Origin of the sequence: Collinsella aerofaciens (assembly GCF_001405375.1) — a bacterium.
GTDB lineage: Bacteria > Actinomycetota > Coriobacteriia > Coriobacteriales > Coriobacteriaceae > Collinsella > Collinsella aerofaciens_F.
Window position 1 is genome coordinate 75,616 of record NZ_CYYP01000011.1, and the last position, 14,181, is coordinate 89,796.

A 14,181-nucleotide genomic window follows, 5' to 3' on the forward strand; every position below is an offset into this window, starting at 1 on the left:
TGTGAACATCCTGGTTTTGCTGCCCGTCAACGACCGCCATCGCGCGATCCTCGAGTCGAGCGCTCCGGGCGAGGACTTTATCTACACGAGCGCCGACGCCGCCACGCGCGAGCAGGTCGCCGATGCCGACGTGATCTTGGGCAACATCGACCCTGACATGCTCACAGCATGCGAGCATCTCCAGCTGTTGCAACTGCAGACCGCGGGCTATGACGATTACTTGGCCGCCGGCACCGTGCCAGCCGACGCTAAGCTTTCCTGCTCGGTGGGCGCCTACGGCCAGGCTGTGAGCGAGCACATGTTTGCCATGGTCCTTTCCATGATGAAGCGCCTGCCCGGCTATCACGACTTGCAGCGCGAGCATCGCTGGGAGGATTTGGGGCCGGTCACCTCGCTCAAAAGCGCCAATGTGCTGGTGCTGGGCGCGGGCGATATCGGCGGCCACTTCGCCACGCTCTGCCGCGGCATGGGCGCGCACGTCCGCGGCATCAAGCGCCATCCGCTCGTCTACCCCATTGTGTTTGAGGACATGGACGGCATGGACGCCCTATCCGAGCGCCTGGCCGAGGCTGACATCGTCGCATCCTTTATGCCCAGCACACCCGAGACCCGCGGCCTGGCGAACGCCGAGTTCTTCGCCGCGATGAAATCGGGCGCCTTCTTTGCCAACGGCGGCCGCGGCGATCTTGTGGTCGCCGACGACTTGGTTGCCGCCCTGGAGTCGGGTCATCTCGCCGGCGCCGCGGTCGACGTCACCGACCCCGAGCCGCTGCCTGAGACAAGCCCACTGTGGGATGCGCCTAACATGCTCATTACGCCGCATATCTCGGGCTGGTTCCATCTGGCCGCCACGCTCAACAATGTGGTCGACATTGCCGCAGAGAATCTGCGTCACCTGCAAGCCGGCGAGACCCTGCGTTGCTGGATTGAGCATTAGGTTGTTCCGGCGTTTTACCAAACGCCGGAACCCCTCGACGCTGCGCGCCGCCCAGAGCGACAATTTGTCATTCAAAAGGCGAGGCATGACCAGAAGGTCAATACCTCGCCTTTTTCATGCCAACTTGTTCGCTCTGGACGTCGCTCGCTGACGTTTGCCCAACCCGCGGTGTCATAACAATTCTGTCCAGCTGTTGGCATTGCGGCATTTGCCCAAATAAAACCTGCCAAAGTAAACCTGTCCTCTTTTGACAGGTTTTAGAGCTCCGCGCTTTCGGCGCCGTTGATGGTTAGGTTGCGCTCGTAGAAGGCGGTGAGGGCGCGGATGGCGTACATCACGTCGCGCACGCCGCCGGTCTCGTAGCTCGAGTGCATGGCCAGCTGCGGCAGGCCCACGTCTACGGCGTGCATGCTCGCCTGCATGTTCGACAGGTTGCCCAGGGTGGAGCCGCCGGCCATATCACTCTTGTTGGCGAAGGCCTGCGTGGGCACGTCGGCGTCATCGCAAATAGCCTGGAACACCGCGCGGCTAAAGGCATCGGTGCAGTAGTGCTGGTTGGCGGCTTCCTTGATAACGATGCCGCCGTTGAGCACGACCTGGTTGCGGGCATCGCACTTCTCGGCGTGGTTGGGATGCACGGCATGCGCATTATCGCAGCTCACGAGCATCGAGGCGGCAAGTGCGCGATGGTACGACTCGTCATCGAAGCCCAGCGATCCGTTAATGCGGCGCAGCGCATCGGCCAAGAACGTCGACATGGCTCCCTGCTTGGTCTCGGAGCCAACCTCCTCGTTATCAAAGCAGCAGAAGACCGAGATATCGCGCGCGTTCTCAGCACCCAAAAATGCCTGCAGCGAGGTATAGGCGCAGGCCAGGTCGTCGAGCTTGGGCGTCGAGATAAACTCGTCGGCCCAGCCCCAAATGCGCGCATCCTGACGATTGACCAGGAACAGATCGCGACCCAGAATCTGCTCGGGCTCAACGTCCAACTCGTCGGCGATCAGAGCATCAAAGTCGCCCTGCTTAAGATCACCGGCGCTGATGAGCGGGCACAGGTCGACGGCGCGGTTGGGCGCAAAGCCCTCGTTAACGCCACGATTCATATGGATGGCAAGGCTCGGAATGATAGCGACCTCGCGCTCGGTGGCAAGCAGGCGGCTCTCAATACGGTCGCCTTCGCGCACCAACACGCGGCCCGCGAGCGCCAGCGGGCGATCGAACCAGGTGTAGTCGATCATGCCGCCGTAGGCCTCGGTGTTCAGGCGCAACGTCTCGCCTGCGCCATCGAGCTCGGGCACAGCCTTGACCTTAAACGTCGGCGAATCGCTGTGCGACGCCGTGAGCTGAAAATGATAGTCACCAGCAACGCCGTCCTCGCCCCACGTCACGGCCAGGTCCTCGCCCACCTTAAAGGCAACAACGCTCGAGGTGTTGCGCTGCGTGTAATAACGCCCGCCCGGCTCGATATCCCACGCCGCGTTCTCGGGCAGGTAGGTAAAGCCCGCCTCGTCGAGCTCGGCCATAATGGTCGCCGCCGTATGGAACATGCTGGGGCATGCCTCGATAAAGTCGATAAGGTCGTTGGCGGCCTCGATATCGTCGGCCGTCACATGCGCGCGCTCGGGCGTTTCCTGATCCGTCATGCTCTCCCCTTTCGCTGGATTGATGGTCCCTTCCAGCATACCCCGCCGCGCCAGCGCTGCACTCTTCATTCCGTGTTTAATCCCGCACCGCTCACCAAGTTGAGCTATCATGCCCGTGCACCTTTTGCGACAATTACGCTAACAGGACGAGAGGAGCCGCCATGAAGCCACGCAACATTGCCATCGCCTGCGGTGTCGCGGGAGTCGCCGTCGGCCTTGCCGCTGCCACCGGTATCGTTTATCACAAGCAAATCAAGTCCGCCGCGTCGCTCAAACGCTTGACCGGCTACGCGGATGGCTATGACCTGTACGCAATCGACATCGCCTACGACTACGATCTTGATCGCATCATCGCCGCTGGCGTGCGCGACGACCAGACCTACATCGATGTCGTGGTGGCGCAGGTGCTGCCCGGTGTGCCGGTACATGTCCAGGCGCCCCAGTTTGCCTGCAGCGCTTTTGTCGCCGTAGATGCCGAAGGCCGCGTGCGCACCGGTCGCAATTACGACTTTAAAGACGACACCTCGGCGCTGCTGGTGCACAATCACCCACGCGGCGGCTATGCCTCCATCGGGTTTGCCGCCCTTAACAACCTGGGCGCCAACACTCCACTTGACTCCGTCGCCGGACGCGCCGCCGCACTCATGGGCCCGTTTGCCCAGCTCGACGGTGTTAACGAATGCGGCGTGTCCATTGCCGTACTCACCCTGGATTCCAAGCCCTGTGACCAGGACACGCAACGCCCCGTCATCAACACTTCGCTCGCCATCCGTCTGGTGCTCGACCGCGCGGCTACCACGCAAGAGGCCGTCGACCTACTTTCCGCCCACGACATGCACGCCATGGCCGGACGCGATTACCACTTCTTTATCAACGACGCCGCCGGTGACGCACGGGTGGTGGAGTGGGATCCGCGCGATCCCGACCGCGCATGCAAGGCGACGCCCGTGCGCCAGGTCACGAACTTCTACGCCTGCTATGGTGACGAAGTGCTGCCCAACCAAAAGAACGGCGAGCTGGGCCATGGTAAAGAGCGCGCCATCGCAATCGCCGATGTCCTTGACGCCCATGTCGGTGCCCAGGACGAGGCAGTCGCTTGGAAGGCCCTACGCGCTGCAGCGCAAGAACCCAATCCGAAAGACATCACCAGCAATACGCAATGGTCGGTCATCTTTGACAATACCGAGCCCGCTGCCGCCATCACGCTGCGCCGTCACTGGAGCGACGTCGACGCCTTCGCACTGTAAGGAGCTGGCACCGTCGTCCTTACGCCCGCCTGACGTTGTTTACATTTCTATACGCTTGAGCTAACACGTTTTACCCCCGCATCAACAGTGTGCGGGGGTAAACTTATGCGCATGTTATAACTTGCCCGGAAGGATTCACCATGCTTAGGATCGGTCTTCTTACTAGTGGCGGCGACTGCCAGGCGCTCAACGCCACCATGCGCGGCATTGTCAAAACGCTTATGACCAATAGCGAAGAACCTATCGAGATTTATGGCTTTGAGGACGGCTATCAGGGCCTTATCTACAGCAGGTTCCGCGTCATGACGCCCGCCGATTTTAGCGGCATCCTCACCCGCGGCGGCACCATCCTGGGCACGAGCCGCACACCGTTCAAGCGTCTGGATACCCCCGAGGCCGATGGTGTCGAGAAGGTGCCGGCGATGGTCCACACCTATCATAAGCTGCAGCTCGACTGCCTGTTTATGCTGGGCGGTAACGGCTCCACCAAGACCGCCAACCGCCTGCGCGAAGAGGGCCTCAACGTTATCGCGCTGCCCAAGACCATCGATAACGACACCTGGGGCACCGAGCTGACGTTTGGCTTTACGAGCGCCATCGACGTCGCCACCAAGTGCATCGACGACATTCACACCACCGCTTCGAGCCACGGCCGCGTGTTCGTTATCGAGATCATGGGCCACAAGGTTGGCTGGATTCCACTGTACGCCGGCGTCGCGGGCGGCGCGGACGTCATCCTGATTCCAGAGATCCCTTACGACATGGAAAACGTCATCAAGACCATCGAACATCGCATGGAGACCGGCAGCCGCTTTACCATCGTGGCCGTCGCCGAGGGCGCTATCTCCAAGGAGGACGCGGCTCTGTCCAAGAAAGAGTACAAGAAGAAGCTCGCCGAGCGCACGAGCCCGTCGATTGTCTACGACATCGCCAAGGAGATCGAAGCCAAGACCGGTCGCGAGACCCGCGTCGCCATCCCCGGTCACACGCAGCGCGGCGGTCAGCCCGACGCCCAGGACCGCATCTTTGCGACCCAGTGCGGCGTCGAGGCGGCTCTCGGCTGCCTACGCGGCGAGTTTGGCTACATGATTGCCCTGCGCGACGGCAAGATGTGCCACATGCCGCTCGAGGATGTCGCCGGCAAGCTCAAGTATGTCGATCCCCAGAGCGATCTGGTGCGCGAGGCCAAGGCGTTGGGCATCAGCTTCGGCGACGAATAGCCTCGGCCGAAACTGCTCTCATCGGAGGCCCCAGGGCTTACCTCCCAAATCGTCCTCGGACATGTCAGGATCCCGCCGTGTGCTTCGCGCGGCGGGATCCTTCCGTCCTGCGGAAAGATTTGGGAGGTAAGCCCTGGGGCCTCCTGCGGTAACTAGGGAGGCCGTGGCTATTCGTCTTCTTGCTGCGGGTGCCTGGGGTAGGATGCGGCGTGCATTTTTGGGAGTATTCAGCAGCCGAGGGTGCCTGCATACTGGATTTTGGGCGAAAGGCAGGCGCCATGGGCCGCATCCTGTAAAAAACGAGCGGCTCTTGAGGCGTTGGGGGCTCAGAATCAGGACTTTAAGCGCTGTTTTGTGCGCCCGCTCCCGCACCCGCGGGCTCCGGGATGCTGAATACTCCGGAATTTGCACGCCGCCCCCTGGGGTACCCGCGGGCAAAAAGCAACCGCCCCGCCGAAATATGCAATCGGCGGGGCGGTTTATGCAATTTAGTGGCTGTGGGCGCGTCGGTGGCTCGCTACAGCTTGAATCCCAGAACGGGTTACTCGGCGCTCTTAAAAGCGCCGAGTAACCCGCCAAAAAGGGACAGGTTCATCTTTGGCAGGTTAATCTGGGCAAACGCCGGACAACCATTAGGTGGCCCGGCGTTTGCCCCGCTTTGCTGGGAATGTCTGTCGTTCAGTGCTCTTACTGGCCAGTCCAGTGTTGCGCATAGCTTTTAATGTCTTCGGTAAAACCGTCAAGATCGTCGAGGGTAATCACGCTGTCGATAAGCAAATTGGCTATCTCACGGTGCATTGTACTGCGGCGAAGGTCGTTCACCAGCACTCCTGAGGACAGCTTATCCCTATTGATACGCTCTTCTAGCGCCCAAAATCTACTGGACGCTTCGCTGTCGCCGTTCAGCATCTCAACGTACCGGCCGATGAGCTTTTCCATATAACGTTCTTGCCATTGAGGAAGCATTTTCTTAAACAGCTTCCAGTCGCTTTCGGCTACGTCGCGCATATGTTCTCCGCTCGTCAAACGGGCTTTCCATTTGCCTTTCATTCTATTTGATTTTCGCTCGCAGGCGTGGATGAGAGGCTCTCTTCAGCCTTCGAGATTGAGCTTGAATGATCCGTTGCCACAAAATGGACCTATCTACTACGTTTGCTACCACACCCTCGACCATGACAAAGATTGTAAAAATAAAACCGCAGGTAGAAAGCTTGCCAGTTTTCGAAAAAGGCGGGTATGGTCGGCCCCTTCGGGCTAAACGTAGTAAATAGGCCCTTTTCTTGGCGCGCGGTCAGCTCAATGCTTATCTCCGTGCCGGAACTGACCCAATTGTTTGTTAGTTGCGGTGATATAGGGACTGTTTGGCGCTTTGGAGCCTCAAAACAGTCCCTATATCACCGCAACTTGGAAGGGACGGGCGGTGTCGGATGAGTGGCGCTGGCGGGTTAGGGCGGTTTAGGCCTGTTTGCGGTGCTTCCATTGTTTGCGGCACCAGTGCATAAGCGCTTTTACGATGGGAATCGTGATGAGGATGACCCATGCGGGATGGGGCTGTCCCAGGCAGAACCACATGTAGAGGAACCAAGTTATGGCAGCTGCCGGGTAGACGGCGTCGACAAGCTTTGACAGATGACGTCGGTCGATGAAATCGCCAAGCGCGTAGTAGACGGGAATCAAAAAGACGAGGAAAAGTCCCGTAGTCCACACGCCGCAAATAATGCCGAGCGCCAGATAGGCGAGGGCGACAAGCACGGGGAAGGGGAACTTATTCCACGCGCGACCGAGCTTGGTGTGGAAATGCTTGCCATGATGGTCGAGCTTGTCGCGCGCCTCTTTCCAGCTGGAGAATTGTTCGCCGTCGATAACCACGGTGCCATCGGCATTGGTGTGCACGCTGTGCCCGTCGTCCTCTAGCGTGTCAATATGTACGCCGCCCGGCCCCACGTGCACCTCTTCACCCTTGCGGTCGTTGGTCACATGGATGCCGCTCCAGCCAACATGTACTTCCTCGCCTTTATTGGGATCAATGACGTGGATACCGCGCGCGAGGGAAATATCGACAAGTGGCTTGTCGCCGCAATCGGCGTGCTCGGCAGAATCCTCAGCCTCGTCAGCCACATCCGCCGTCTCGGTGTCGGCACTGCCGTCCTCAAGGTCGTCGGCATCGCTAGCCGCTTCCCCATACAACAGCTCGTCCAACGACACGCCATACAGTGCGGCGAGCGCAATAAGGTTATCGGTATCGGGTGAGGACTCACTGCGCTCCCATTTACTGACAGCCTGGCGACTTACGCCCAGTTGGGCAGCAAGGGCCTCCTGAGAAAGACCGGCAGCTTTGCGGCGATCGACGAGACGCTGTGCCATCGCAAGGTCCATGGTGGTTCCTTTCATGTGGTGACCGTAATCGAATGAGGCGAGTATGCCGAAAACAACCGGTAGCGACCACCATTTCTAGTTAGAATCTGCCCCAACCCTACCGCAACTACCAGTAGCAACCCCTAACGACCTGCCATTTCATGACAAATGTCAGTGCAAATAACAACCAAGAGCCCTCTCGATAAGTTGCGGTGGAATAGTTCCCGTTTGGCATAGCAGAGCCATAAACGGGAACTATTCCACCGCAACTTACTATTAGGCCACGCACTCGCAGAGTAGCTGCGGGTGCCTGGGGTAGGATGCGGCGTGCATTTTTTGGAGTATTCAGCAGCCGAGGGCACCTGCATACTGGATTTTGGGCGAAAGGCAGGCGCCATGGGCCGCATCCTGTAAAAAACGAGCGGCTCTTGAGGCGTTGGGGGCTCAGAATCAGGACTTTAAGCGCTGTTTTGTGCGCCCGCTCCCGCACCCGCGGGCTCCGGGATGCTGAATACTCCGGAATTTGCACGCCGCCCCCTGGGGTACCCGCGGGCAAAAAGCAACCGCCCCGCCGAAATATGCAATCGGCGGGACGGTTTATGCAAAAATGCGGTTGTGGTACGTTACAGCTCGCTACAGCTTGAATCCCAGGCAGGTTACTCGGCGCTCTTGAGGGCGCCGACCATGTCGATCTTGTTGAGAGTTCGGTTGGTGGCGAGGTTGACGATAATCGTAAAGCCGAAGGAAAGTACCACGGCAAGCACGTAGCTTAGCGGCTCGACCTCAACGTCAAAGTACAGCGACGGCATCTGCAGGATGTACGTGAAGCTCTCGGCCAGCAAGCCACCCAGCGGCACGCCCAGCGCAGCGCCGATCGCCGTGAGGATCAACGTCTCCTTGTTGACGTAATGGTGCACCTCGCCACGGCGGAAGCCCAGCACCTTGATGGTCGCCAGCTCGCGTTCGCGCTCGGAGATATTCGTGTTGGACAGCGTAAACACCACCACAAACGATAGGCACGCCGCCATAAAGGTCACGAGCACCACGACGGAATTGATAATCGTAAAGTTCGCCTCGTAGTTCTCCCAATGCTCGGCCGTACTCGAAATCGTAAGCCAACCGTCGCTCTTAAGATTCTTGCTAAACGCAATCTGGTCGGCCGACGAGCCCTTAAGCAGCACAAAGACGCCGTTGAGGCGTGCGCTTCGACCGAACGCGCGCTCATAGGTGCCCTGCGTCATGTAAAGCGTGTTGCCCAGATAGTTAAGCGAAATGTCGCTGACTTTGACCTTGGCGACATTGAGCGACGAATCCTGGATGTGTGCCGTATCGCCCGGCTGAATCCCCAGCACCAGCTGTGAACTCTTACTCAGATACACGTCTCCGTCACGCAAAGACAGCGGCTCTTTGGACTCGTCCTCGAGGCACACGTAGTCGTCCAGATCGTTCATGCGGTCATCGGGCACCACGATCAGCTGCACGGTCTCGCTCTTGCCGCCAAACGTAAAGGTAACGTTGTCAGTCATGATCGGCAGCGTCGAAGTTACGGTCACGTTGGAATCATTGGCCGCGCTGCGCTCATCCAACGCCGCGCACGTCTGCGTAAAGTCATCGGGGTTGGCGACCGCCAGCAAGTCATAGCGCGTGATATGCCCGTACTGCTTGGGCGAAAGCGCGACCGACGTGTCGCGAATACCCATACCGCAGATCACAAGCGCGGTGCAACCCGCGATGCCAAAGATGGTCATAAAGGCGCGCTTTTTATAGCGGAAAAGGTTGCGTGCAGCGACCTTGTTCAAAAAGCCCATGCGGCGCCAGATAAAGCCGATGCGCTCGAGCAGAATGCGCGAGCCAGCGCGCGGGGCCTTGGGACGCATAAGCGAGGCCGGGGTCTCGGCCATCTCGTGGCGGCAGGCGATAATCGTGGCGCCCACCACGCCCACGGCAAACAGCGCCACCGAAACGATCGAGGACACGATGTCGTACGAAAGCAGCATCTGGGGCAGTGAGTACATGTCGTCGAACACCGTAAACAGGAACAGCGGCAGGCCCACAAATCCGATGATGTTGCCGAGCACGCCGCCGATCAGACAGGCCCACAGCGCATAGTCCACGTATTTGGACAGGATGCGTCCGCGCGAATAACCGAGCGCCTTATACAGGCCGATGAGTGTGCGTTCCTCCTCGACCATACGCGTGGCGGTGGTAAGGCTGATGAGCACGGCGACGATAAAGAAGATGAACGGGAACACCGTGGCGATGGCTTCAATTGACGAGCTATCGCTCTCCACGCTCGAGTAGCTTGCGATATTGCCGCGGTCCTGGATGTACCAGGTGCATTCGCCCAGATCGGAAAGCTCGGCGCGGGCATCGGCAAACTGCTGGTCGGCGGCGGCGCGGCGCTGATCCAGGTCGGCCTGCGCTTGCACGCGCTCCTCGCTGCCCTCTGCCATGCGATTGATGTTGTCCTGCTCAATCCCAAAGAGCATATTCGCCTGGCGCTCGGCCGCATCCAAGCTTGCCGGCGTGTCGACCGTCAGTTCCTGAGCGCGCGCCTTCTCACGCTCCTCGCGAATCTTCTCTATATTGCCCTTGACCTTGTTGATCTTTGCCGCGTAGGCATCCGAATAGGAGTTGAGGCTCTTGGCTCCCTCGACGATCACGTGGACCGCGGAGTAGGAAGAAGATGTCGCGGCGTCCTCGCTCACATAGAACTTATAGTCCGCCGCCGAAGCAGCGCGAAAGGCGTTGACTGTCGAGTCGGAGCTCACATCAGTGGGGTCGAGGACCTCGGCCGTAATGGTGTAATCGCCCGCGGCAAACTGGTCCTTGGCGCTTTGATTGGACGAGCTCGCGTCATTGGCGGCAAAATTCACCGTATCGCCGATTTTCTTGCCCGATGCCTTCAGGAACTTCGAAGTCACCGCGACTTCATCGGCGCTCTCGGGCAAATCGCCGTTCACGAGCACCGGCTGATCGATGTTCTCCTTGGAGAGACTTTGCACGACCACGCGCTCGCGCGTTGTGCCCACGGCGGTGTAGGCGGTCTCGGTGTAGATGCCTTCGGCCGTCTCGACGCCGTCGACCTCTTGGATAGCCGCAAGATCGTCGCGCGTAAGGCCATAGGTCGACTGCACGTTAATGTCATAGACATTCTGCTGGTCAAAATAGGCGTCGACCGAATCACACAGATCCTCACAACCCGCCTTGAGGCCGCACATCACGCTCACGCCGAGCGCGGTGATGACCACGATAGACAAGAAGCGTTTGAGGCTGCCGCGGATTGTACGGTAGATGCCACGGCGAAAAACCGTCGGCACCATATCGTTTGAGCTTTGGGCGGTGCGGTAGGTTGCGAACTCCCGGTCGCGACTCACGTGCTCCGTATCGTGGTTCTGGCTGTTGTGGCGATCTTGGTCCATGGGCGCTACCACTCGATCGTCTCGATCGGCACGGGATTTTGCTGGACCGTCTCGCTCTCCACGCGGCCGCTCTTAAAGCGGATCAGGCGATCGGCCATGGGCGCGAGCGCGGAGTTGTGGGTGATGATAATGACCGTAATGCCCTGCTTGCGACAGGTGTCCTGCAGCAGCTGCAAGATCTGCTTGCCGGTTTTGTAGTCGAGCGCGCCCGTGGGCTCGTCGCATAGAAGCAGCTTGGGGTTTTTGGCCAGCGCGCGGGCAATGGACACGCGCTGCTGCTCGCCGCCCGAAAGCTGCGCCGGAAAGTTAGCGAGGCGCTCACCCAGGCCAACCTGGCAAAGCGTTTGCTCGGCATCGAGCGAATCGGGGCAGATTTGCGCCGCGAGTTCGACGTTTTCGAGCGCCGTCAGGTTAGGGACCAGATTGTAGAACTGGAAGACAAAGCCGACGTCGGCGCGGCGGTATTCCACGAGCTGCGCCTCGTTAGCAGAACTCACGTCGCGCCCGTCCACCGTTACGGTGCCAGAGGTTACCGTGTCCATACCGCCCAGGATGTTGAGCGCCGTGGTCTTGCCGGCACCCGAGGCACCCAGGATAATGGCGAGCTCGCCGCGCTCGACCGTAAAGCTCGCGCCGTCGAGCGCGTGGATGCGGGCATCGCCCTCGCCGTATGCTTTGATGACGTCTTTAAATTCGATATAGGCCATCGATCGGTTCCCATCTGGTCGGATAACTCTTTAGTATTACCCATTTCGCACCGACTAAAAAGGGACGGGTTTATTTTGGCAGGTTCTATATGGGGAAACGGCATCTATAGATGAGGCGCCGGGGAGGCAGAGAAATCATCGACGGGGTCAGGCCGACCGCCAAACACAACGCACACATCTCAATCTGTCAGCCAAATCATTCGAACAGCTGTTCGTTTCTATGATATGATTCCGCTATCTAAGCAGGCCAATACGCAGAAAGGCAGCCAGCATGGCGTTCGACTTTAAGAAGGAATGCAAGGAGCTCTACAAACCTGCAAGCAAGCCGAGTATCGTAACTGTCCCGCCTATGAGCTACGTTGCCGTTCGCGGAAAGGGCGACCCAAATACCGAAGGTGGCGAGTATCAAAATGCCCTGCCGCTGCTTTACGGCATCGCCTATACCGTCAAGATGTCAAAGAAAGGCTCAAGGAGTATCGAGGGCTATTTCGACTTTGTGGTACCGCCGCTCGAGGGCTTCTGGTGGCAAGACTCCCCGAGCGGCGACATCGATTATGTACGCAAGGACGATTTCAACTTTATCTCGTGCATCCGCCTGCCCGATTTCGTCACTCAGGATGACTTTGACTGGGCGGTCGCGGAAGCCACGGCCAAAAAGAAACTGGACTTTTCTGCCGTCGAGCTGCTTAAAGTTGACGAGGGTCTCTGCGTTCAATGCATGCATACCGGACCCTACGACAGCGAGCCGGCAACCGTAGACGCCATGCATGAATATGCGACCGAGCAGGGCTATGTCCCCGACTTCTCAGACACCCGTTTACATCACGAAATCTATCTTTCCGATCCACGCAAGTGTGCGCCGGAGAAACTTAAGACTGTGGTTCGTCATCCTATCAAGCGCGCTGAATAGCGTGGAGCGTCATTTCACGCGCTGGGTTTTAAGCCAGCCAACCAGCCGCCTCCTAGGCTGTCAAGCAATTATCTTGACGCGGCCCGTCGCATCTTATAAGTTTGTTTTGCTAAAGCTGGAAAGCCTCTCAACGATGCGCAACTCCAGCTCTTTTTCTATCAAGAGGCTTAATGAAATACCAGAAGTCGCGGATATCCATCAACGAACAAATAGCACTATTGACAGAAAACAAGGGTCTTAAGTGCTCTGATCAAAGCGAACTCGAGCGAGCTTTGGTCGAAGCCAACCACTACAGACTGTCGGCCTACTGGTTTCCCTACAAAACCAAATGCAAGTCCGGGATTACCATCTTTCGCGAAGGCACAACATTCGAAACCATCATCTACACGTATGAATTTGACCGAGCCCTCCGGCAGTTAATGTTTGATGCGGTCGGCAGTGCGGTCGGCAGAATTGAGATCTACCTCAGAAGCAGAATTGCCTATCTTGCCTCTGAGGAACGCGGGCCTTTCTGTTACCCAGATGTCGCCATAACGAGGCTCAACTCGGCATGCCCGTCGAGCTCTGCGCCGCACTGGGCTACGCAGCCGTCTTTGGCAGCGCCACCAATACGCTGCTCGCACCCATCCTTATTGGCTGCGAAGTCTTCGGCTTTGGTAACTTGCCGATGTTCTTTATTGTCTGCGTCGTGGCTTACCTGTTCAACATGGATAAATCGATCTACGCCCTGCAGGAGCGGGCGTAGATCGATGTCCAGGCAGGCGGTCTCAACCGGAAACGGCGTCCCACTCTGAGGCTGTATTCCGGGACACGGTTTCCGCTTGGGACGCCATTCGGAAAGCATGTCCCGTTCTTTCACGGCATCTTGGCTATGCAAAGTGTTCGAGCGTTACTCCTCGTACGCGCCCTCAAGCCGCAGCAGCCACTCCTTGCGATCAAGCCCGCCGGCATATCCGTTGAGCGATCCGTCGGCCGCCACCACGCGATGGCACGGCACGATAATCGAAACAGGATTGCGAGCGACCGCGGCCCCCACGGCACGGGGAGACACAACGGGCGCCTCGTTTCCCGGTACACGATGTCGAGCCGCAACACGCTGGGAGATCTCACCATACGTAGCGACCTCGCCACGCGGAATAGAAAGCAGCTCGTACCAAACTTCACGCTGAAACGCCGTGCCAATCATATGCAACGGCGGCGTAAACCGAGGCTCCTGCCCCGCAAAATAAGTATTCAACCAAGCCCAAGAACGCTCAAGCACCGAAGAAGCCGCGCCATTTGCCGGACTCACCGAAGACATCCCACCGGTACCAGAAACCGCATCGGCACCTTCAACATGTTCGGGATCTTCTTTGAGAAGCGTGGAGCCAAAGTGCTCCTGCCCCTCAAACCAAAGCCCCGTCAAACCGCGGCCATCAGCGGCAAGCAGGATTTCGCCCAAAGGCGAAGCAAACGTCGTCGTGACCACCAGCGGCTCCTTTCAAAACTCCGCAACATAATACCGCGAATTGTGCAGACAACCCCAATCGACCCCAAAGTTACCTCAGGCAGCAGGCGCGAAGCGCCGCAGCTTCCGGCCGCGCCCCACAGTCCCCAAAGGCGGCAGGCGCAAAGCGCCGAGGCCGCCGCCGGGACCAGGGCCCGCAACGGCCACGTGCCCCCGCATCAGCCCAGCGGCCTCAACCAACAACGGCCCCATCGCAGGCCGCTCGCAGCAGCGTCACCGCAGGCGGGGGGCGG

General features: G+C 58.9%; 11 protein-coding genes and 1 pseudogene. 6 read left to right on the forward strand and 6 right to left on the reverse strand.

The window, feature by feature from the left end:
* Window position 1: 1 nt before the first annotated feature.
* On the forward strand, window positions 2-937 hold the full coding sequence (locus ARB25_RS06770) for a D-2-hydroxyacid dehydrogenase (RefSeq protein ID WP_055286841.1): 936 nt from the start codon (window positions 2-4) through the stop codon (window positions 935-937).
* A gap of 257 nt (window positions 938-1,194) precedes the next feature.
* On the opposite strand, the gene ARB25_RS06775 is transcribed toward ARB25_RS06770, so the two are convergent.
* On the reverse strand, window positions 1,195-2,580 hold the full coding sequence (locus ARB25_RS06775; protein WP_172676335.1) for a M18 family aminopeptidase: 1,386 nt from the start codon (window positions 2,578-2,580) through the stop codon (window positions 1,195-1,197).
* 161 nt (window positions 2,581-2,741) lie between these two features.
* Here ARB25_RS06775 and ARB25_RS06780 point away from each other — a divergent pair, with 161 nt between their 5' ends.
* Window positions 2,742-3,827 (forward strand): carcinine hydrolase/isopenicillin-N N-acyltransferase family protein, encoded by a 1,086-nt coding sequence (locus tag ARB25_RS06780; protein WP_055286842.1) that lies wholly within the window; start codon window positions 2,742-2,744, stop codon window positions 3,825-3,827.
* A 140-nt stretch (window positions 3,828-3,967) separates the two neighbouring features.
* On the forward strand, window positions 3,968-5,047 hold the full coding sequence (locus ARB25_RS06785) for a 6-phosphofructokinase (RefSeq protein WP_035137621.1): 1,080 nt from the start codon (window positions 3,968-3,970) through the stop codon (window positions 5,045-5,047).
* A 687-nt stretch (window positions 5,048-5,734) separates the two neighbouring features.
* Here the strand turns inward: ARB25_RS06785 and ARB25_RS06790 are convergent.
* The 4 genes from ARB25_RS06790 to ARB25_RS06805 form a co-directional block, all read right to left on the reverse strand.
* A complete protein-coding gene (locus ARB25_RS06790) occupies window positions 5,735-6,055 on the reverse strand; it encodes a hypothetical protein (protein ID WP_055286844.1) in 321 nt (106 codons plus the stop codon).
* Window positions 6,056-6,502: 447 nt separating this feature from the next.
* Entirely contained in the window at window positions 6,503-7,423 is a 921-nt protein-coding gene (locus ARB25_RS06795) for a helix-turn-helix domain-containing protein (RefSeq protein ID WP_055286846.1), read from the reverse strand.
* A 635-nt stretch (window positions 7,424-8,058) separates the two neighbouring features.
* Window positions 8,059-10,824 carry an FtsX-like permease family protein gene (locus tag ARB25_RS06800; RefSeq protein ID WP_055286848.1) on the reverse strand — a complete coding sequence of 922 codons (2,766 nt, stop codon included), beginning with the start codon at window positions 10,822-10,824 and terminating at the stop codon, window positions 8,059-8,061.
* Between the two features lie 5 nt (window positions 10,825-10,829).
* Window positions 10,830-11,531 carry an ABC transporter ATP-binding protein gene (locus ARB25_RS06805; RefSeq protein ID WP_055286850.1) on the reverse strand — a complete coding sequence of 234 codons (702 nt, stop codon included), beginning with the start codon at window positions 11,529-11,531 and terminating at the stop codon, window positions 10,830-10,832.
* A 271-nt stretch (window positions 11,532-11,802) separates the two neighbouring features.
* Here ARB25_RS06805 and ARB25_RS06810 point away from each other — a divergent pair, with 271 nt between their 5' ends.
* The 3 genes and pseudogenes from ARB25_RS06810 (at window position 11,803) to ARB25_RS10155 (ending at window position 13,186) form a co-directional block, all read left to right on the forward strand.
* Window positions 11,803-12,441 carry a GyrI-like domain-containing protein gene (locus ARB25_RS06810; RefSeq protein ID WP_055286852.1) on the forward strand — a complete coding sequence of 213 codons (639 nt, stop codon included), beginning with the start codon at window positions 11,803-11,805 and terminating at the stop codon, window positions 12,439-12,441.
* 170 nt (window positions 12,442-12,611) lie between these two features.
* A pseudogene (locus ARB25_RS10390) lies at window positions 12,612-12,959 on the forward strand (Abi family protein); the annotation flags it as partial.
* Between the two features lie 32 nt (window positions 12,960-12,991).
* On the forward strand, window positions 12,992-13,186 hold the full coding sequence (locus ARB25_RS10155) for a chloride channel protein (protein WP_055286854.1): 195 nt from the start codon (window positions 12,992-12,994) through the stop codon (window positions 13,184-13,186).
* A gap of 144 nt (window positions 13,187-13,330) precedes the next feature.
* On the opposite strand, the gene ARB25_RS06820 is transcribed toward ARB25_RS10155, so the two are convergent.
* Complete coding sequence (locus ARB25_RS06820; protein ID WP_055286855.1) at window positions 13,331-13,909, reverse strand: methylated-DNA--[protein]-cysteine S-methyltransferase; 579 nt, start codon at window positions 13,907-13,909, stop codon at window positions 13,331-13,333.
* Between the last annotated feature and the right edge of the window lie 272 nt (window positions 13,910-14,181).